The 20,400-nt window shown below is 36.8% G+C and carries 15 protein-coding genes and 1 pseudogene; 6 read left to right on the top strand and 10 right to left on the bottom strand.

Features of this window, described 5'->3' with window-relative positions; all coding sequences use genetic code 11:
* Positions 1–557, top strand: a pseudogene (locus VLZ86_RS06820) (TonB-dependent receptor); the annotation flags it as partial.
* A 58-nt stretch (positions 558–615) separates the two neighbouring features.
* Here the strand turns inward: VLZ86_RS06820 and bcp are convergent.
* Positions 616–1,068, bottom strand: coding sequence for a thioredoxin-dependent thiol peroxidase (bcp, locus tag VLZ86_RS06815; protein WP_325449883.1), 453 nt, complete (start codon positions 1,066–1,068; stop codon positions 616–618).
* Positions 1,069–1,105: 37 nt separating this feature from the next.
* On the opposite strand from bcp, the gene VLZ86_RS06810 reads away from it, so the two are divergent.
* Entirely contained in the window at positions 1,106–1,765 is a 660-nt protein-coding gene (locus VLZ86_RS06810; protein WP_325449882.1) for an endonuclease III, read from the top strand.
* 327 nt (positions 1,766–2,092) lie between these two features.
* On the opposite strand, the gene VLZ86_RS06805 is transcribed toward VLZ86_RS06810, so the two are convergent.
* Positions 2,093–2,677, bottom strand: a complete 585-nt coding sequence (locus VLZ86_RS06805; RefSeq protein ID WP_325449881.1) for an RNA polymerase sigma factor — start codon at positions 2,675–2,677, stop codon at positions 2,093–2,095.
* A 225-nt stretch (positions 2,678–2,902) separates the two neighbouring features.
* Here VLZ86_RS06805 and uvrA point away from each other — a divergent pair, with 225 nt between their 5' ends.
* A complete protein-coding gene (uvrA, locus tag VLZ86_RS06800; RefSeq protein ID WP_325449880.1) occupies positions 2,903–5,686 on the top strand; it encodes an excinuclease ABC subunit UvrA in 2,784 nt (927 codons plus the stop codon).
* A gap of 165 nt (positions 5,687–5,851) precedes the next feature.
* On the opposite strand, the gene VLZ86_RS06795 is transcribed toward uvrA, so the two are convergent.
* Complete coding sequence (locus VLZ86_RS06795; RefSeq protein ID WP_325449879.1) at positions 5,852–6,910, bottom strand: DUF3667 domain-containing protein; 1,059 nt, start codon at positions 6,908–6,910, stop codon at positions 5,852–5,854.
* A gap of 197 nt (positions 6,911–7,107) precedes the next feature.
* Positions 7,108–8,109, bottom strand: a complete 1,002-nt coding sequence (locus VLZ86_RS06790) for a sterol desaturase family protein (protein ID WP_325449878.1) — start codon at positions 8,107–8,109, stop codon at positions 7,108–7,110.
* 310 nt (positions 8,110–8,419) lie between these two features.
* On the opposite strand from VLZ86_RS06790, the gene VLZ86_RS06785 reads away from it, so the two are divergent.
* Positions 8,420–9,700 (top strand): hypothetical protein, encoded by a 1,281-nt coding sequence (locus VLZ86_RS06785; RefSeq protein WP_325449877.1) that lies wholly within the window; start codon positions 8,420–8,422, stop codon positions 9,698–9,700.
* A 197-nt stretch (positions 9,701–9,897) separates the two neighbouring features.
* Here the strand turns inward: VLZ86_RS06785 and VLZ86_RS06780 are convergent, their stop codons facing one another.
* From VLZ86_RS06780 to VLZ86_RS06765, 4 genes are all read right to left on the bottom strand, one after another.
* Positions 9,898–11,355, bottom strand: coding sequence for an oligosaccharide flippase family protein (locus tag VLZ86_RS06780; protein ID WP_325449876.1), 1,458 nt, complete (start codon positions 11,353–11,355; stop codon positions 9,898–9,900).
* 47 nt (positions 11,356–11,402) lie between these two features.
* Complete coding sequence (locus VLZ86_RS06775) at positions 11,403–12,680, bottom strand: glycosyl transferase family 1 (RefSeq protein ID WP_325449875.1); 1,278 nt, start codon at positions 12,678–12,680, stop codon at positions 11,403–11,405.
* A gap of 81 nt (positions 12,681–12,761) precedes the next feature.
* Positions 12,762–15,203 carry a YfhO family protein gene (locus VLZ86_RS06770; RefSeq protein WP_325449874.1) on the bottom strand — a complete coding sequence of 814 codons (2,442 nt, stop codon included), beginning with the start codon at positions 15,201–15,203 and terminating at the stop codon, positions 12,762–12,764.
* 30 nt (positions 15,204–15,233) lie between these two features.
* Positions 15,234–15,503 carry a DUF4834 family protein gene (locus VLZ86_RS06765; RefSeq protein ID WP_325449873.1) on the bottom strand — a complete coding sequence of 90 codons (270 nt, stop codon included), beginning with the start codon at positions 15,501–15,503 and terminating at the stop codon, positions 15,234–15,236.
* 212 nt (positions 15,504–15,715) lie between these two features.
* On the opposite strand from VLZ86_RS06765, the gene VLZ86_RS06760 reads away from it, so the two are divergent.
* Both VLZ86_RS06760 and VLZ86_RS06755 read left to right on the top strand, forming a co-directional pair.
* Positions 15,716–16,696 carry a transporter gene (locus VLZ86_RS06760; protein WP_325449872.1) on the top strand — a complete coding sequence of 327 codons (981 nt, stop codon included), beginning with the start codon at positions 15,716–15,718 and terminating at the stop codon, positions 16,694–16,696.
* 9 nt (positions 16,697–16,705) lie between these two features.
* Positions 16,706–17,827 carry a GTP cyclohydrolase gene (locus VLZ86_RS06755; RefSeq protein ID WP_325449871.1) on the top strand — a complete coding sequence of 374 codons (1,122 nt, stop codon included), beginning with the start codon at positions 16,706–16,708 and terminating at the stop codon, positions 17,825–17,827.
* A 221-nt stretch (positions 17,828–18,048) separates the two neighbouring features.
* On the opposite strand, the gene VLZ86_RS06750 is transcribed toward VLZ86_RS06755, so the two are convergent.
* On the bottom strand, positions 18,049–19,308 hold the full coding sequence (locus VLZ86_RS06750; protein ID WP_325449870.1) for an aminotransferase class I/II-fold pyridoxal phosphate-dependent enzyme: 1,260 nt from the start codon (positions 19,306–19,308) through the stop codon (positions 18,049–18,051).
* A 219-nt stretch (positions 19,309–19,527) separates the two neighbouring features.
* A partial coding sequence (locus VLZ86_RS06745) for a cysteine synthase family protein (RefSeq protein ID WP_325449869.1) occupies positions 19,528–20,400 on the bottom strand: 873 nt, incomplete at its 5' end.

The raw sequence follows: 20,400 nt of genomic DNA, 5'->3' as shown, positions 1-20,400 counted from the left end.
CAAATTTAAGAGCAGAAGGAGAGATTGATGAGCAAGATTTTATGGATCGTGCGGAATTGCTATGTTCTTTAGGCCATACGGTCCTCATTTCTAACTTCCAGGAATATTATAAATTAGTCGAGTATTTCTCCCAATATTCTAAGAACAGAATGGGATTGGCAATGGGTGTCAACAACTTAGTTGATATTTTTGACGAAAAATACTACCGCCATTTAAGTGGTGGTATCTTAGAGGCTTTCGGAAAACTATTCTTTAAGGATTTGCGTGTATACCTTTACCCAATGGAAAATGAAAACGGCGAATTGAGCACAAGCGAAAATTTAAAAGTCCATCCACGAATGAAGGAATTGTATAAATTCTTTAAATATAACGGGAAAGTCGTCGATATTACCGATTATGATCCGAACATCCTCTCTATTTTTTCAAGATCAGTACTTAAATCCATTTCTGATGGCGATGAAGGTTGGGAAACCATGCTGCCTCCTGGAGTTTCAAAAATAATAAAAGAAAAGAGCCTCTTTGGCTATGAAGCCGAGGAAGTTTATAGAGAACTATAAATGAAAAGACCTTAGTTTAAAATGCTAAGGTCTTTTTTTATGGTGCTTGCTTGATAAATTATTCCAGAATTTGCTCTGTGTGAATCTTGGCTTTCACTTTATCAATTACTTTTTCAATAATTCCGTTTTCATCAATCACAAAGGTTACACGATGAATTCCGTCGAAGGTGCGCCCCATAAACTTCTTTTCACCCCAAACACCAAAAGCCTTAATGACTTCTTTGTCCTCATCTGCCAACAAAGGATAAGGAAAATTATATTTGTTTTTAAAATTTGACTGTCGTTTCGCACTGTCGGCGCTAACCCCCAATATTTCATAACCCTTATCTTTTAACTCCTTGTAATTATCCCTGAGGTTGCAAGCTTCTGTAGTACAAGTTGGTGTGCTTGCTTTAGGGTAAAAGAAAATCACTAATTTTTTACCTTTATAATCTGACAAAGAAACGGTGTTTCCTTGTTCGTCCTGTGCTGAAAAATCTGGAGCCTTGTCCCCTGCTTTTAATTTGGTCATAACTGTTTTTAATTTGATATTTGTAAAAATACAACTTATGACCAAACAAGAGAAGGTGGATTTTGTTATAAATACGTTAAACCAACTATACCCCACAATTCCAGTCCCTTTAAACCATAAAGATCCTTACACACTTTTAATTGCTGTATTAATGTCCGCCCAATGCACTGATGTGCGGGTCAATCAAATTACGCCACTTCTTTTTGCAAAAGCCGATAACCCGTATGACATGATCAAGCTTTCTGTTGAAGAAATAAAGGAAATCATTAGGCCTGTAGGTTTATCTCCCATGAAAAGCAAAGGTATCCATGGACTATCACACATTTTAATTGATAAGCATGATGGACAGGTACCACAGACTTATAAAGAACTAGAAGAGTTGCCTGCTGTTGGTCACAAAACTGCCGCCGTAGTACTTTCTCAAGCTTTCGGTATTCCGGCGTTTCCAGTGGACACGCACATTCACCGATTGATGTACCGATGGAATTTTAGCACGGGCAAAAACGTAGTACAAACAGAAAAAGATGCAAAACGTCTTTTTCCAATAGAAACCTGGAACGACTTGCATCTGCAAATGATATTCTACGGAAGGGAATATTCACCTGCAAGAGGTTGGGATTTGGAAAAGGATATTATTACCAGAACTATTGGAAGAGCGAGTGTATTGAAAGACTACTATAAAAAAAGGGGAATGTGAAGTTTAAATTGGACTTATAATTATGAGATTATCTTTGCTGAACCTAAAGGTTCTTGCCTTCGCAGGAATTTAAAAGTCCCGAGGACCTAGATCTCGGGACTTTTTAAATCTTAGTTCAAAAGGGTTTCGAACTTCCATTTCTCACCTTGCATGACATTTAATGCCTTAGAATAATTCAATAGAAAACTAACTGTTTCTTCTTTAGGATTAAGATTGTCACTTTTTTGGGGACATTCAGAGTAAAGTTTTGCCATCTTTTATAGGAGTTTTTATTAGACTATAAACCTATTAACGGAGCAAAGCTTGATTTATTATATCCTAGAGTTCTTAATTGGTTAAGATTATATTTTTCTGATCAATCACCTTTCTTAAATTAATCAACGCGTAACGCATTCTACCCAAGGCAGTATTAATGCTCACGCCAGTTTTGTCTGATATTTCCTTAAAACTCATATCATTGTACATGCGCATGACCAAAACAGCTTTCTGTTCTTCTGGCAATTCTTCTATTAAACGTCTCAAGTCAGATTCTATCTGCTCTTTAATCATGCCCTTTTCAGCATCTAAGGTCGAGTCACTGAGAACTGAAAAAATACTGAACTCTCCAGTATTGGAAAATTTAGGCATGCGATTGTTTTTTCTAAAATGATCAATGACCAAGTTATGTGCAATACGCATCACCCAAGGTAAAAATTTACCTTCTTCGTTGTATTTTCCTAATCGGAGGGTACGGATAACCTTAATAAAAGTGTCTTGAAAAATGTCTTCAGTAATATCTCTATCGTAAACTTTAGAATAGATAAAACTATAGATTTTCTGTTTGTGCTTGGTGATTAATTCAGAAAGGGCGCTTTCGTCTCCTTTAATATAATTGCTCACCAAAACAGCGTCTGTGATAAGTTCGTGTTTCATTGTTATTACTTTAATGCTTGGATAACGGTCCTAGCTTGGGGTTAATCTTTATAAAGTAATATTATGATATAGGCGACTCTGTTTTAGAAGTTTGGGACAAATATAACAACAATCCTTCCTGAAATGCAAAAAATCCAATGAAACTTTAACATTTTATTGGACAATAACTTTTTTTCATGACCGATTTAGATGTAGTATCTTTGCATTCTTATATGCAAAATGACTATGAAGCTTAATCTTTCCGAAGTAAATCCAAAACAAAATATTATCATTAAAGGCGCAAACCTCCACAATCTCAAAAACATGGATGTGGTAATTCCGCGTAATAAATTAGTGGTCATTACTGGATTATCAGGTTCGGGCAAATCTAGTCTTGCATTTGATACTTTATATGCTGAAGGCCAAAGACGCTATGTTGAAAGTCTCTCTAGTTATGCACGTCAGTTTTTAGGAAGGCTCAACAAGCCAAAAGTTGATTATATAAAAGGGATCGCGCCGGCCATAGCTATTGAACAAAAGGTAAACTCCACCAACCCACGATCTACCGTAGGTACTACTACGGAAATCTATGATTATTTAAAATTATTGTTCGCAAGAATTGGAAAAACCTATTCGCCTATTTCAGGAGATTTGGTCAAAAAACATACCACTGCAGATGTTCTAAATTTGATCAAATCCTATGAAGAAGGTGAAAGATTACTCCTCCTTGCCCCTATTCTTTTAGAAGAAGGGCGAACGATGGAGGATAAACTTAAAGTTCTTCAACAGCAAGGTTACGCAAGAGTTCAATATAAAAATGAGGTGCTTAGAATAGAAGATGCTCTCGAAAAAACCCTTTCAAAAGACCTCTTTCTGGTCGTGGACAGAATAGTTATCAAACATGAAGAGGACTTTTATAATAGGCTTGCTGACGCTATTGAAATTGCATTTTTTGAAGGCAAAGGCACCACTATTATTGAATCACTTTCTGATCATAAGCAGACTGCCTTCAATAATAAATTTGAAATGGATGGGTTGACTTTTTTAGAACCCAACGTGCATCTGTTCAGCTTTAATAATCCTTATGGTGCTTGTCCAAAGTGTGAAGGCTATGGTGATGTCATCGGGATTGATGAAGAATTGGTCATTCCAAATACGGCACTTTCGGTTTATGAAAATGCTATTTTTCCTTGGCGTGGCGAAAGCATGAGTTGGTTCAAACATCAATTGGTCAAAAATTCGCACAAATTTAATTTCCCTATCCACAAGCCCTATTTTCAACTTACTGACGACGAAAAACAATTGATCTGGGATGGTAACAAATATTTTGAAGGTCTGACCAGTTTTTTTGCCGAATTGGAATCAAAGGCCTACAAAATTCAGAATCGAGTAATGCTCTCACGTTACAGAGGAAAAACCAGATGCAGCGTATGTCAGGGAAAACGTTTACGCCCTGAGGCCAATTACGTAAAAATCAATGGCGTGACCATTACGGATTTGGTGACCATGCCTTTAGATAAATTGGCAGTGTTTTTTGAGCAATTGGAATTGAACGACTATGACGCCACAATCGCCAACCGATTATTGAAGGAAATTTCCAATAGGTTGTCATTCTTGTCTAATGTTGGCCTCGATTATTTAACGCTCAATAGGAAATCTAATACCTTATCCGGTGGCGAGAGTCAACGTATCAATTTAGCAACCTCATTGGGCAGTAGTTTGGTGGGTTCCATGTATATTTTGGATGAACCAAGCATCGGTCTCCATCCTAAAGACACTGAAAAACTGATTGTGGTGCTTAAAGCATTACGCGATTTAGGCAATACGGTTATTGTAGTAGAGCACGACGAAGATATTATGCAAGCCGCCGATGAAATTATCGATATTGGACCGGAAGCGGGTACTCTTGGTGGCGAAGTTGTGGCTGCCGGAACCTATGCAGATATTTTAAAATCGACATCCTTAACGGCACAATATCTCAACGGAAAACTTAAAATTGAAGTCCCCAAGAAACGTCGCACCTCAAAATATCACATCGATATAATTGGTGCCAGAGAGCATAATTTACAGAACATTGATGTCACTTTTCCTTTAGAGATGTTAACGGTAATTACCGGTGTTTCAGGTAGTGGCAAGAGTACTTTGGTCACGGATATCCTATATCCATCCATACAAAAACATTTAACAGGCTTTGGTGATAAAGCCGGCCAGTTTACTGAATTGAAAGGCGATTTTACAAACATTAAACATATTGAGTTTGTCGATCAAAATCCTATTGGCCGCTCGTCACGTTCCAATCCCGTAACCTACGTTAAGGCTTATGATGATATCAGAGCACTTTATGCGAACCAAAAGTTGAGTAAAATACGGAATTATCAAGCCAAACATTTTAGTTTTAATGTAGAGGGTGGCCGCTGTGAGACTTGTAAAGGCGATGGTGAAGTGACCATCGAAATGCAGTTTATGGCAGACGTTCATTTAACCTGCGAAACGTGTAACGGGAAACGCTTCAAAAAAGAAGTGCTCGAAATCACTTTTGAAGACAAAAACATTGACGACATTCTCACAATGACCATTGATGATGCGATTGCCTTCTTTGAAAAACACAATGAATCAAAAATACAAAGCAAACTCCAACCCTTACAAGATGTTGGTTTGGGTTATGTGACTTTAGGACAAAGTTCTTCCACCCTATCGGGAGGTGAAGCGCAGCGTATTAAATTAGCGACTTTTTTGGGCAAAGGTTCAAGAAGTGACAATGCCTTATTTATTTTTGATGAACCTACCACTGGTTTGCACTTTCACGATATTAAAAAACTTTTGAAATCTTTTCAGGCATTGATTGCGCAAGGGCACTCGATAATTGTCATAGAACATAATCTAGAACTGATAAAATGCGCAGATTATATTATTGACTTAGGGCCAGAAGGAGGCGATAGAGGCGGAAAATTAGTTGCCGTAGGGACACCTGAGGAATTGGTGAAGAACCAAAACTCAGTGACAGGGAAATATTTGAAAGACAAGCTTTAGTTGACAATCCTAAGCCGGCAGTCAGAAGTTGACAGTCGGCAGTAGCTTAAACATCAAAAAGAATAGGATTCACTTTTAGATCTTGGGTTTAGATCCCGCTCAAAAGCAGGATTAGTTCAACCAACATTTTCCAATGCGTCTTCGGCTTTTGTAATATGGGTTTCACTAATAAAACAAAAACGCCATCACTACCATGACTAAAAAAGTGAAAGGCAATACAATTGATAAAAACAAAAAACTAATCGCACTGCTTTTTATAATACTTCGCAGCCATCTTTCAGTATAAAACCGCCTGATAGCAAACAACAAATAAAAGAAGATTGAGAACATCGCAAAAGTCATGATCCACCCAGGAAAATCTTTCCAGATCAAATTCGCGAGGACCAACCAACTAAAGACGCAAAATAGAAAAGCAAAAAAGTAAAATGTAAAAACTAAGTGATGTACAAACCTTCCTTTTCTAAAATAAAACAATTTTAAAATAAGAGCAAAAATTGGCAGAAGAATGAACATTGCCAATGGAATACTATCATAAAAAGTCTGTAAGATAGAACCTGCACTTTTAGTTTTAAAGAATTTTAGAATTTGTTTATATACTCGTTTGGTGAAATACCCTGCATCAGCCTCCATTCCTAGCTTTTTATAAATATCTTCATCTGAAGCCCCGGCAGCAACCATGGAATCTATCTCCATTTCGTTAAAGGGAATATTAAAAATGCTATTGGATTTGTTCTTTTCCTTCTTCGTTATAGAATCGATAGATTTCGGATTTATGACTAATGAATTCTCCACCTCTATTTTCGGTTCATAAACATCATTCATTAATTTAACCTGTGATGCTTTTCTGATGGAATCTCTAAAATTGTTACTTTGTTCAATATCTTTTTTAATCTCTATGTCAAAGCCCTCTACTTGATCACGACTGATAAATGAAAACAAAAAGAAAAAAATAATTGAAATGAACAGATACATTTGGGCTGGATGCAAATACATCATCCTTCTGCCTATTATAAACTGTTTTGGAAGATAACCTGGCTTCACCATTAAGGGAATGAAACTCTTAAAAAAACGGGCATCAACCGAAAAATAATTACTAATTGTATTGTTGAAAAGAACATTTAAGGTCAAATTATCACCCGATTTTTGACCACAATATGGGCAATGCGGAAAATGGCTCTCGAATTGCTGGATACAGTTATTGCATTCCTTTAAAGATCTTGACATACAGGCAGCTGAATTATGCTCCTAAATGTAATAAAAATATGTTTTGATTGAACGCAAGAGGAGGCCTGTTTGTTGTAGGAAATTTTTTTTCAATTAGATTTACCAAACTCAAGATTACTGCTATTTAAAAAAGGATGCTTCTGAAAAAACCGAATAAAATTTGAAGAAAAAAATTTATGATATTTTACAAATTGAACCTATACTTTGATTCCTGAAGTGTAAACACCTTCCCGAGGTTCTTTCGACAAAGGTTTTGGAGAGTTTTGTTTCGATGCTTTAAGTTTTTCCTTGGCTATTTCCTTACGCATTTGTTTTACGGTTTGTGTGCTACCGTCATGACTCCACCCCGGAGGTCCGAAAACGTACATAAACTTGTGTTTAAAACTTCTTGATTTTTTTATATCCTTCCATATATCAGAATATTCATGGGTCAAAATCGCCCATATATTATAAGAATCCGGAGGACTTGTAACACCATAAGAAATATCGATACGCTCATCAAGTTCTTTCCATGTTCCAAACATTCGATCAAAAACATTCAAGATTCCCCCATGATTTTTATCCATGTACTCAATATTACAAGCATGATGCACCTGATGCATGGTATGAGTGTTTAAAACTTTATCCACAATCCCTAATTTCGGAATAAATACAGTGTGCAATTGAAATTGCCATAGCGCTTCAATGCCAAGACATACCACCAACATTTCTGGAGGAAAACCAATGGCTACAATCCACACATAAAATAAAGGCTTATAAAAAATGGTGAACCAACCATTTCTAACCGCCGTTCCAAGATTGAAATTATCGGATGAGTGATGGACAATATGTGCCGCCCAAAAGAATCTTACCATATGATTTTGACGGTGAAACCAATAATATGAAAAATCATCGGCTAACATACAAAGGATCCAAACATACCAAGCATATCCGAAAGATTCATACCCCATGATGTTGGTGCGCACACCGTCCACCAGCGGATTAAATACATCATATACGAAACTAAAAAGGAGAATGACCGTTATTGTTTTAACAAGGGGAGCAATGACAGCAGACCCCACGCCCATTCCGAGACTTGAAAATAAGTCTCGCCAGTTGTAAAGATCTTTATGATCATGAGCTTTGCTGTAGGTAAGTTCTAATAAAATAAGACCTAAAAAGAAGGGTACCCCATATACAAGGGGATTAGTAAAATCCATATAAATATTTAAGAAAAAAGCCGAAATATTTTAAGACTTCTTATTGAGCTGGAAAAGATAGGTAATAAATTTAGTCTTTGCCAAGCCCTTTCGATTAAATTAACAACTTTATAAAGACCGACGACAACGCGTGATAGCTTTTTAAAAAACCTGTCTATTTTGTTTTTCTCAAAAAAAGCTAATGATTATTATCTCTCAATACTACACATAAAAAAGTAACAAATTCATTGTCAACACCCTAATGCCAACTAATAAATCGTGGCACATTGTTTGTATTCTACAAGTCATGTTGAACAAAAAACAAACACTCATGAAAAAATTAGCTCTACTTTTTACTGCAGTGTTCCTTATTGGGACATCAGTAAACGCAAAAACCACCAACAACGCTAAGAACAATTCATACAATAATGGTTATTCTAAGGGATACGGTAATTCCTTTATTTTCACCGAAGGTGGTATTGAGTTTTCTGTATTCCCTGATGGGCAATTTGATTTTTATGCACCAAACTACGGACCTACAGGCAATATTTCCATCAATACACCAAATGTCTCTTTTAGCTTTAATACGGGTTATGATTATGGACCGTATGTACAATATGACGATTATGGAGCCATCATTCAAATAGAAAACACTCCAATTTATTATGATTATTACGGACGTATCACCCAAGCGGGTCATGTAAATATTCATTATAACAATTACGGACGTGTGAGTCGTGTTGGAAGTTTACATGTATATTATGACCACCACCACCGATTTACGCATTATACGGGTTATATCAACGTTTATAACCGCGTGTATGTGCACAGGCCATGGCATTATTATTACACAGTTCCAGCAGTGCACTATCGCGTGGTATATACAAAGCCTTATAGACAATATTATACTCCGGTTAGACATCCTTATTACAGACCTTACGCCAATAACTATAGAGAACCAGTAAGATATACACCACGTAGTGAAGCCTCTTTTAGTTCTGGAAGAAGGAATACGGTTGCTAACAACTCACGAGTAAGTGACCGCTACCGTCAGGACGCTGCACCACGTAGAAGCTCTGCTGCAACTTCCAGAACCAACTCAAACATTGTTGGTACTTCCACACGAAATGCATCGGCTTCAAGAACCAGCGAGGTTTCAAGAACCAATCGTAATAGTTCTCAAACCAATACGAGGAATGCTTCTGAAAGAAGCTCGAGACAAAATACAACGGAACGTTCTGTCCAAAACTCAAGAATGAGCAGACCTACAACAACGAGCAATACGCCACGGAGTGCTGAAACAAATAATAATGAACGAAATATGAGAACACGCAGCACTACTGGAGCTGTACAGAAAAACACACGAAATGTCAGCACACCCACTAGAAATGAAGCTGTAAATTCATTACCATCTAGAACAAACAGAACTAACAATGTAAATAAAAGTTCAGTTCAAGAAAGACCAAATGCTGCCCCAAAGCGTACATATAATGGAGCGCGAAACACAGGTAGTAGCACACGTGCGGTTCAAAGTAACACTAGGACGAACACTGATGCGAAAAGACAATCTTCGCCATCAAGGTCAAGATCTACACAAAGTAGAGGAAATTAAAATATAAATTTTTTGGTTGGTTATCGGAAAGTCCTGCAGGAGTATGCCTCAAAGCACCTTGTGGGATTTTCTTTTTTATATTCCTCCAAAGTCAGAACTGAACATATCAAAACAAGCATGACGAAAAATTTTGGTTCAAGCGAAGCCAATCTCTCGATAAAAAGTAAACCGTAAACTGATTCCCGATATGCCAGGCCTTATGTCACTCTCAAGTATTTTCGTATCACCGCACTGATATCATCCGAAACCTTCATCTTAAAAATTAGAACAACATACAACAATGTTATCAATACCGACTTCAAAGCAATATTTACCAAAGGATGAAATGGAAACTCCCAAAAATAAAATAATCCTACAATCGCAATGATTAAAAGGACGACTTTTCCTGTATCTATCGTAAAGGGCATCATATCAAACTTGCGTTTTACAAAGTAAACTTTTATTGTGTTATATACGGCAACTGCTATAAAAGTTGCAAAAGCAGAGCCATTGATGCCATACATTGGAATAAAAATCATATTCAAACCTATGGTAAGAATCGTTAGAATAACACCAAAAAGTAAGACGATCCTGTAATAATCGCTATTAAACAAAACTACGTTGTTACATCCCATCAAACAATCATAAAGTTTGGCCATACTAATCAAAAAAACCACAATGAGTCCGCCACTGAATTGCGACGGAATTGTTTCATAAAGAGAATTGATATTCAACACGATTAACAAGAAAATAAGGCCACCAATAATAAATAAGGTCTGCGAACTTCTTATATACAAATCCTCCAGAGCCCCTTTATTCTTCTCATTCAAATATTTTGCTGTTAAGGGTTGAAGTATTTGCTGCATCGCCCGAGATGGCACCACAATAACGGTTGCAATATATATGGCCACTCCATAATAAGCTACTTCTTCAATAGGAATATACATGCCCAACATAAAACTGTCGATATCCAAAATAACTGTCGCGATGGAACCTGCAATTATAATCAGGAAAGAGTATTTCAAAATAGGACCCAATCGGTCTATTCTATTAAATCTAAAAACTGGCAAACGAATACTAAAGGCATAAAACATCATAATTAGCATTCTTAATCCATACACTCCAATGACGCTGGCAATGAAATCATCTACCGAAAGCCATTCAAAATAAACACAAAACAAGAGTAACATGATGCCTATGCGATGAAAGACTTCTTTCATGAAATTCCCAAAAACGGTCTGCATTTGTGTTTTGGACCACGCAAAAAACACTTCAAAATAAGCCATTGCAATGGCCGCCAAATAAATATACCATACATAATCGCCAATAATTGGGTTCTTTTGCGATAGCGCAGCAGCGATACTGTCATAGGCTATCAATCCTATCAATCCAATAGGAATAATGAGCGCCAACGGTAAAAACAGCATGAGCGTCAGGAAGCTATTTAGTGAGTTTTTGGTCTTGAAAGTTGAGTAAAACTTAACGATGGTATTGTGAACGCCAAAGGCCATTAAGGGCATCATAATAGTCGCGGTAGAAAGCATAAAGGAGATTAAACCGTAATGCACATCAGAAATAAAGAACACATATAAATACAGGGTGTTCAATGCGCCTATGGCAAACCCGAGATAGGTGGTAACGGTGTTTTTAAAAGATTGGCTGGTGACTATTCCCATAGAGGTTTAAAACTCGAAGATAAGAATTTTGTGCTTTAAGACAAGGCTTAGATAAGTTCAGCCAACTTTTTTGTGAGTGCTTTTCTGCTGTACTGTTGCAACCCTATTGGAAACGATGCCACGGCAGAATTTTTGAAATCATTATAGCGAAACATGAGATGTTCTCTTAAGTCATCTTCCGCATCATAATAAAAGTAACGTCCTGTATTGGTTGATTTTATAATGCGCTCTACATCTGAATCTTGCGGCCCTACTGATATAATCGGTGTTTCGGCAATCATGTACTCAAACAGTTTTCCGGGAATGATGGCTTTAGTATCTTCAGAATCAATCTCAATCAGTAACAACAATTGAGCGTGTCTTTGATATTTCAAAGCTTCCTTATGATTGACGTAACCAACAATTTCAATATTTTTTTCAGGAATGGAACTGTGGATTTCATTCAGGACATCCTCACTGACCACACCGATCAATCGCAATACAAAATCTTGTTTAAAGTCTTCATTTTCCTCAATAAGCTCGCCAATAACCTTCCATAATACTTTCGGATTACGTTCTGATAATAAAGATCCAATATGCGCCAAGGAAAATTTTAGGTCTTTTTGCACTTTTATTAACGGCTGATAATCGTAACCATTGGTAATCACCGCAATAGGCTGCCTAGACTTAGTTTCAAACTCCTTTTTGGTATTCTCACTTGTAACAATAATATGATCAGCAGTTGCAAGCACTTGTTGCTCCAACTGCTCATGTTTTTGAGCAGCGTTCTCACTCAGTTTTAATTTTTTATGGTAGCCGATTGTAGTCCAAGGATCCCTAAAATCGGCAATCCACTTAATTTCTAGGTTAGACTTTAACTGCAGACCTATTAAGTGAACACTGTGAGGTGGTCCCGTGGTAATTACTGTTTTAATATTTTCCTTTTGAATATACTCAGACAAATAAGTTACGGACGGATTCACCCATGCCTTTCTTGCATCTGGGATAAAATAATTCCCGCGTACATACAACATAAGCTGCTGAATCAAACTTTGTTTGTTTTTCTTCGGAATGACACCTGAACTGATAGTTTGAGACGATTTTTTTGATAGAAATTCAGCTAATTTATAGGGCTCTTTTATGGGCTGTTTAAGAATGGTGACATTCTCAGGAATTTCTTCCATCAAACTCTCATCAATCATTGGATAACTCGGATTTTCAGGAATATAAACCACCGGATGAATGCCGTAATTTGGAAGATATTTTACGAACTTTAACCAGCGCTGTACTCCAGGTCCTCCTGCAGGTGGCCAATAATAGGTGATGATGAGTGCTTTTTTTTGCATAGTGAATTCCTGTGAAAGTGGAAGCGCTTATATTATTATCGATTACAATTGATTCGACCAAATAATCTGAAAGAAATTCTTCTACTTAGAGATGTTATCTTTTGAATCCTGAGGTTCCTGCCTTCGCAGGAACATGACAACTCCTCCCAAAATCAATAGCCCAAACAAAATGGAACTCGCCAGCGCTATTGTACTTCCTGTTTTGACGACTTGTGGTTCAAATTTAAATTCAATGGTATGTTGTCCTTTTGGGACGTTCATACCTCTCAAAACATAATTTACCCGGTAATGTGGTTGCAGGTTCCCATCAACATAAGCATTCCATCCATCAGCATAATAAATCTCTGAAAACACTGCAAAACCATCATAAATATTATTAGAGTTATACTTTAAATAATTAGGCTGATACTCTGACATTAAAATAGTTGACAATGAATCTATCTTAAAATTTGATGAAGGCAGTTCTTGCGTAGTAACTGCTTTATGTTTAGTGTCCAAACTATCCAAAGCGAGCATTTCTTCATTGGCCGATTTGACTTTTTCTATTTCGGAAATGAACCATGCATTCCCGTTGGCCTCTGCATTTTCATAAGGAAAAACATTTCCCTTATCGTCATCGGCAATAATATATTTGGTATTGAGCATATTCAATACATTTATATTGTTTTTCGCAATATAAAAATCAAATAGTTCATTATATCGTCCAAGTTTTGCTGCATGATAACCGTTCAATGAATTATGAAAATAAGAGGCTCTAGCTGCGCTCGAAGCCACATCAAATACTCTAAAGTGTCCATCATCCTTCATGATTTCTAAGTCGGCAGCATTAGCTTGATACGGTTTACTCACCTGCAATGATGAAACAAAGTTATCGTTATTGACATAACGTCTATCTACAATTACCAAGTCAAAAAGGATCAATACTGCAAATACGACAATAAGTTTATTTTGTGACAACTTCTTCTTTAGGAACAACCAAATACCACCAGCAGAAAGTAAAACAAGAATTAAGGTCCGCAAGGTATCATAGGTAAACATTGACTTTCTATCAGCTTTAAGAGCATCTATAAAGCTCTGTCCATATTCACCATATGCCTGTCGGTAATACCCGTCATTGACTCCTACAAAATCGAGAGAGCCCTTCAGTAACAAAAACAAGATAGCCACCCCTCCTGTAATTCCGGCAGCAAACTTTAAGGCTTTTAATTTCTCCTCATCCTTTTCATAATCATTAAACAAACGCACCAAGCCAAAAATTGCCAGTATTGGAATACATAGTTCTAAAATAACCTGAATGGAAGTTACTGCCCTGAACTTATTATACATGGGCACATATTGGATAAAGAAATCGGTTAAAAATCCTAAATTTTTTCCGTATGATAGTAATAAAGACATTATCACACCTCCAACAAGCCACCATTTCAAACGGCCTTTGACCATGAAAAGTGCAAAAACAAATAAAAACAGAACCACAGCGCCAACGTAAGCCGGAGCTTCCACAATTGGTTGATTTCCCCAATAGGTGGGTGTATGCTTCACTTCCCTCATGGCTTCTATCGGACTCGCGCCAATACCCGTATAGAACTTATACATCTCTGAATCTTTACCAACATCTTCACCATTCCCACCACCTAAAAGCCTTGGAATAAAAAGGTTAAAAGTCTCTAAAAACCCGTAACTATATTCTGTAATGTATTCTTTATCTAATCCTGTTGACATCGTTTTTGGAGTGCCGTCAGGATTAATGGTCAATTCGCTCTTACCACGAGTACTTTCCTTCACATACTCTTGGGTTGCCATGATGTTTGTGGCATTTAGTCCGATGGCTAAAATGACGGCAAACACCATAATGCCCACGGATTTAAAAAAGTGCGGAAGCATTTTCTTTTTATAGGCATCAAAAAGATAAACTGCTCCCAGTATCAAGACCAATAACATTAAATAATAAGTCATTTGATAATGGTTGGCACTGAGCTCAAGTGCCATTGCGACGGTGGTCAGTAGAAATCCGGTAATGTATTTCTTCTGAAAAACAAGAAGAATGCCGCTCAACACCAACGGCATATAGGCAATGGCATGTGCTTTACTATTATGGCCAACACCCAGGATAATAATGAGATAAGTAGAAAATCCGAATGCTAGCGCCCCTAGAGCTGCCAATTTATAATCCACTTTAAGCGTTAAGAGCAAAATGTAAAATCCGATAAAATAAAGGAAGAGATAATCTGCTGGTCTCGGTAAAAAACGTAATACCGAATCCAATTTCTTAATATAATTGTGCGGATATAATGCGCCTAATTGATAAGTTGGCATGCCTCCAAAAGCACTATTGGTCCAATAGGTCTCTTCTCCAGTTTCAGCTCTAAAATCGGTTTGTTGTTTGGACATTCCAATGTACTGCATGATATCACTCTGAAAAATCTGTTTGCCACTTAACACCGGACTAAAATAAGCCAGTGACAGCGCTATAAAACCAAAAATTATTAAAAGATGTGGAAGGAACTTTTTTACTGACAAAGCCATGAAGTATTGAGGTTGATTAGTACGGGGAAATTAGTCAATTTCTTCGTAATCTATGTATTCTCCTACGGTTTTATCAGAGGATTGACGTTGTTCTGGCATTTTATCGATAACCGTTTCGCCTTCTTTGGGGCGATTCCTATCGGGTTGTTGTTGCTGGAATTGACCTCCAAAACGTTCCTGCATTTTATTTGACATATAGCGCACAAAATATGGAGCAAAAAGTCTCATAAGAATCTTTACACCATAATACACCAATAAAATAATCAAAATGGTTCTCAGAAAACCAGTAAAGGACGCCATTTGCATGATGAATTTAAATTTTCACCAAAAGTACAATTCTTCGTATTTAAAAACGGATATTAATACTTAAAAATTATATAAAATATCCCTGTTTTAGGCGGTTTAGGTACAAACAACAACTGTTGAACCATCAAAAACCCCATTTTATCAATCGATTAAAATCAATTCAAAATCAAAAAAAATATGTAGTTTTGAGGCTAATAGATAAGAAAATGAAACCTACCAAATTCTCAATAGTTTTTTTACTTTTCGGCGTCACCCATTTTACTTTTGGTCAGTATACAGAGGTGATCAATTCCAATAGACCTGGAGTTTCACAAAGTGCATTTGCAGTTGGTCCTAACGTTATCCAATTTGAAGCTGGTCCGTATTTTGTAAAGGAAGAACATACGCCATTGAATTATAAGGTTTCAGGATTTGGAGTCGATTTTGCAGCGCGATACGGTTTAATTTTTGAAGAACTTGAAATCAATGTCCAAGGCACATATCAAAACGACACCAAAACATTATACGCCTCCAGTATTCCAATGGACGACAAAAGAGCCAATTTTAAAAACCTTACGGTTGGAGCAAAATATATGATATATGATCCCTATAGACGTGCGGCTGAAGAAAAACCTAATTTATATAGTTGGAAAGCGAACAGAAAGTTTAAATGGAAATCATTGATTCCTGCTGTGGCCGTTTATGCTGGCGCTAATTTTGATTCGAAGGACAACCCTTATACTGCTCCTGGAATTGAAGGTTTTAGTCCAAAGATTGCCGTGATTTCACAAAACAATTTTTCAGGAGGTTGGGTATTTGTCATTAATTTGATTAAGGATAGAATTGGCACGGACCAATCTGATTTTCAATATATTTTAACCCTCACCCATTCATTTAACCCCCAATGGGTTGTATTTGGAGAAACTCAAGGCATTAAAAGTGATTTTTATGCCGATAATTTATTTCGATTTGGAGGCGCTTATCTGTGGAATAAAAATTTCCAGTTGGATACCGCTTTAACCTTTAACACAAAGGATACGCCCTCTGTTTTTGGAGTGAATTTTGGAATGTCCTACCGCTTAGATTTTCATCAGGACAAAGAGATTGATAACGGCAATTCTGCCAAAGATGAATTGAGAAATCAAGAACGAAAAATTCAGGATAAAAAAGAAATCGACTTAAAGAAAAAGAAAAAGGGCAACCTATAAGAACACCTTATGATTACAATTAAAGAAGTAAGCTCACCAAAAGACTTAAAGGCGTTTGTAAAATTTCCTTTTGACCTGTATAAAGACTCCCATAATTGGGTACCCCCATTGATCAAACAGGAAATGGATACTTTCAACAAGAAGAAAAATCCCATTTTTAATGATGCGGAGGCTACGTTCTTTCTGGCCTATAAAAACAACGAGATAGTTGGAAGGGTTGCGGCTATTATTAATTGGCTTGAAGTCAATCAACAAAAGCAAAAGAAAATGCGTTTTGGTTGGTTTGATGTCATTGACGATATTGAAGTTACCAAAGCTTTATTGGAGAAAGTACATGAAATTGGTAGAGCTAACCATCTTGATTATGTAGAAGGCCCAGTAGGCTTCTCAAATCTGGATAAAGTAGGCCTCCTGACGGAAGGATATCAATATTTGGGCAGTATGATAACCTGGTACAATTATCCTTATTATGTGGACCATTTCAAAGAATTGGGATATACCGACGAGAAACTCTATTCTGAAAGTCGCTTTCCTTTTTCCAATGTAAAAATAGAGTTTTTTTTAAAAGCGCAGGAACTGATCAAAAAGCGTTATGAGCTCAGAGCATTAAAATTCACCAAAACTGAAGAAGTAATGCCTTATGTTGATAAGATGTTTGATCTTTTCAACCAATCTTACGCCTCTTTGTCATCTTTTGTTGCGATAACAGATATTCAAAAGGAATATTTTAAAAAGAAATTCATCAGTTTTGTCAATCCAGAGTACATCAAATTTGTAATTGATAAAAATGACAATTTAGTGGCTTTTGCCATTGTAATGCCTTCTTTTGCGAAAGCTTTACAGAAAACAAAGGGCAAATTGTTCCCATTTGGTTTTAGACATATTTTACACGCTAAGAAGCACAGTAAAGAAGTGGTTTTCTATTTGATTGGCATTCTTCCGGAATATCAGAATAAGGGCGTTACTGCCGTTATTTTTAATGAATACTATGAGGAATTCACCAAAAAAGGTATCCAAAATTGTATCAGAACACCAGAATTGGAAGACAACTTAGCTATTCATCAAATTTGGAAACATTTTAAACCGGAAGTTTATAAACGGAGAAAAACCGTGAGGAAAGATATTCAATAAGAAAGAATCCAACTTAAAAACACCTGTCTGCTGACATGCAAGCAAATACCCAATGTTTCTACGCAAGGTTTTTTAGAGAGCACGGGAATTCCATATAAGAGTATGGAATAATGCGGATTAATTCTCCATCAAATAATTACAATCCTCTTTACTGGAGTATATAAAACCAAAAATCCCAATTATATAATTGGGATTTGGAATTTTATTTTGAAATTTCAAGTTTACTCTCCCATAGCGGCAGCAACTGTCGCCGACAATCTTTTGTAAGTTCCATTTTCCAAACGAGCTCTAATGGCGTCAAACGCATCCAACGTTTCATTGATGTCATTAATGTCATGTGTAGCTGTAGGAATCATTCGCAGTAAAATCAATCCTTTCGGGATTACAGGGTATACTACAATAGAACAGAAAATTCCATGATTTTCTCTCAAATCCTTCACCAATGCCATTGCTTCAGGAATACTTCCTTTCAAATATACTGGCGTGACACAACTTTGGGTGGTTCCTATATCAAACCCACGTGATTTAAGCCCTGATTGTAAAGCATTGGTGTTTTCCCAAAGCTTTTCTTTCATTTCTGGCATGGTTCTCAACATCTCTAAGCGTTTGCGTGCACCAACCACCAATTGCATTTGTAGTGATTTAGCAAACATCTGAGAGCGTAGATTATATTTTAAATAATCGATAATTTCTTGATCTGCAGCAATAAATGCTCCAGTACTGGCTAAAGACTTCGCAAAAGTTGCAAAGTAAACATCAATCCCGTCTTGGACACCTTGCTCCTCACCTGCCCCAGCACCTGTTTTACCAAGAGTTCCGAAACCGTGTGCATCATCTACCAAAAATCGGAAATTATATTTTTCCTTAAGTGCTACAATTTCTTTTAATCGGCCCTGTTCGCCACGCATTCCAAAAACACCTTCTGAAATGACTAAAATGCCGCCGCCTGTTTGTTCTGCCATTTTAGTAGCACGCTCCAAGTTCTTTTCTAAACTTTCAATATCATTATGCTTATAGGTAAAACGTTTTCCCATATGTAAACGTACGCCATCAATAATACAAGCGTGTGCATCCACATCGTAAACTATGATATCATCTTTAGCTACTAAAGCGTCAATGGTTGAAACCATACCTTGATATCCGAAATTTAAAAGATAAGCAGCTTCCTTATTCACAAACTCTGCCAATTCGGTCTGTAAAACCTCATGGAGTTCAGTGTGTCCAGACATCATTCGTGCTCCCATTGGATATGCGGAACCATAATCAGCTGCCGCTTGCGCATCTGTTTTTCGCACTTCAGGATGGTTAGCAAGTCCTAGATAATCATTGATACTCCAGGTAATAACATCCTTACCACGGAATTTCATGCGATTAGAGATTTGGCCTTCCAATTTTGGAAATACAAAATAGCCTTCAGCTTGAGAAGCCCATTTCCCTAATGGACCTTTATCTCTGTAAATTTTATCAAATAAGTCTTTCATGTAATGTTAGTGTTATTAGGACATACGCTGCCATTTCCCATTTGCATTGGTTTAGGGTAAATGGCGTCATCATCTTCGATTAGCTTAATTAGTTTGGGCAAAATTAACCAAATATCTTTTCATACCATAATTAAGTTATAAACCACTGTTTATAAGATTTCCATCAACAAAAAATCCTACAACATCGTATCAGGTTATAGGATTATATATGGGTTTGGTTTATTTAATATATTGAATAGTTTCTAATGTAGAGACTGTTTTACTGTCAAAAAAGCCTTGTTCTTCCATCCATTTATCACTATAGATTTTACTCATATAACGCGATCCATGATCAGGAAAGATGACTACCACATTATCCCCGGTTTTAAATTCTCCGGCTTCATTTAGTTGTTTTACAGCTTGCATGACTGCGCCGCTGGTATATCCAACAAACAAACCTTCAGTTCGTGAGATTTGACGCGCTGTATGGGCACTTTCTTCATCTGTAACCTTGATAAATTCATCAATAATATCAAAATCAGTAGCTGTAGGAATTAAATTCTTTCCTAAACCTTCAATTCTGTATGGATAAATTTCGTCATGATCAAACTCGCGTGTTTCGTGATATTTCTTCAAGACAGAACCATAAGCATCTACACCTATGATTTTTATTTTTGGGTTTTGCTCTTTTAAGTATTTGGCAGTTCCAGAAATAGTGCCTCCCGTACCACTACAAGCTATCAGATGCGTGATATGACCTTCAGTTTGTTTCCAAATTTCGGGGCCTGTACTGTTGTAATGAGCATCAATATTGAGTTGATTGAAATACTGATTGATATAAACAGAGCCTTTTGTCTCTTCGTGCAAACGCTTGGCAACTTCATAATAAGACCTTGGGTCGTCAGCACTAACATGTGCAGGACACACATAAACCTGTGCACCCATAGATTTTAACATGTCAATTTTATCCGCTGAGGATTTTGAACTTACCGCAAGAATACATTTGTACCCTTTGATGATACTCACCATGGCAATACTAAAACCCGTATTTCCAGAGGTAGTCTCAATTACCGTATCTCCTGGCGTCAAGATTCCTTGCCTTTCCGCTTCTTC

This window comes from Gelidibacter sp. (assembly GCF_035515035.1).
GTDB lineage: Bacteria > Bacteroidota > Bacteroidia > Flavobacteriales > Flavobacteriaceae > Gelidibacter.
The sequence above is the reverse complement of the archived record's forward strand: the minus strand, read 5'-3'. Positions and strand labels throughout refer to the sequence as shown.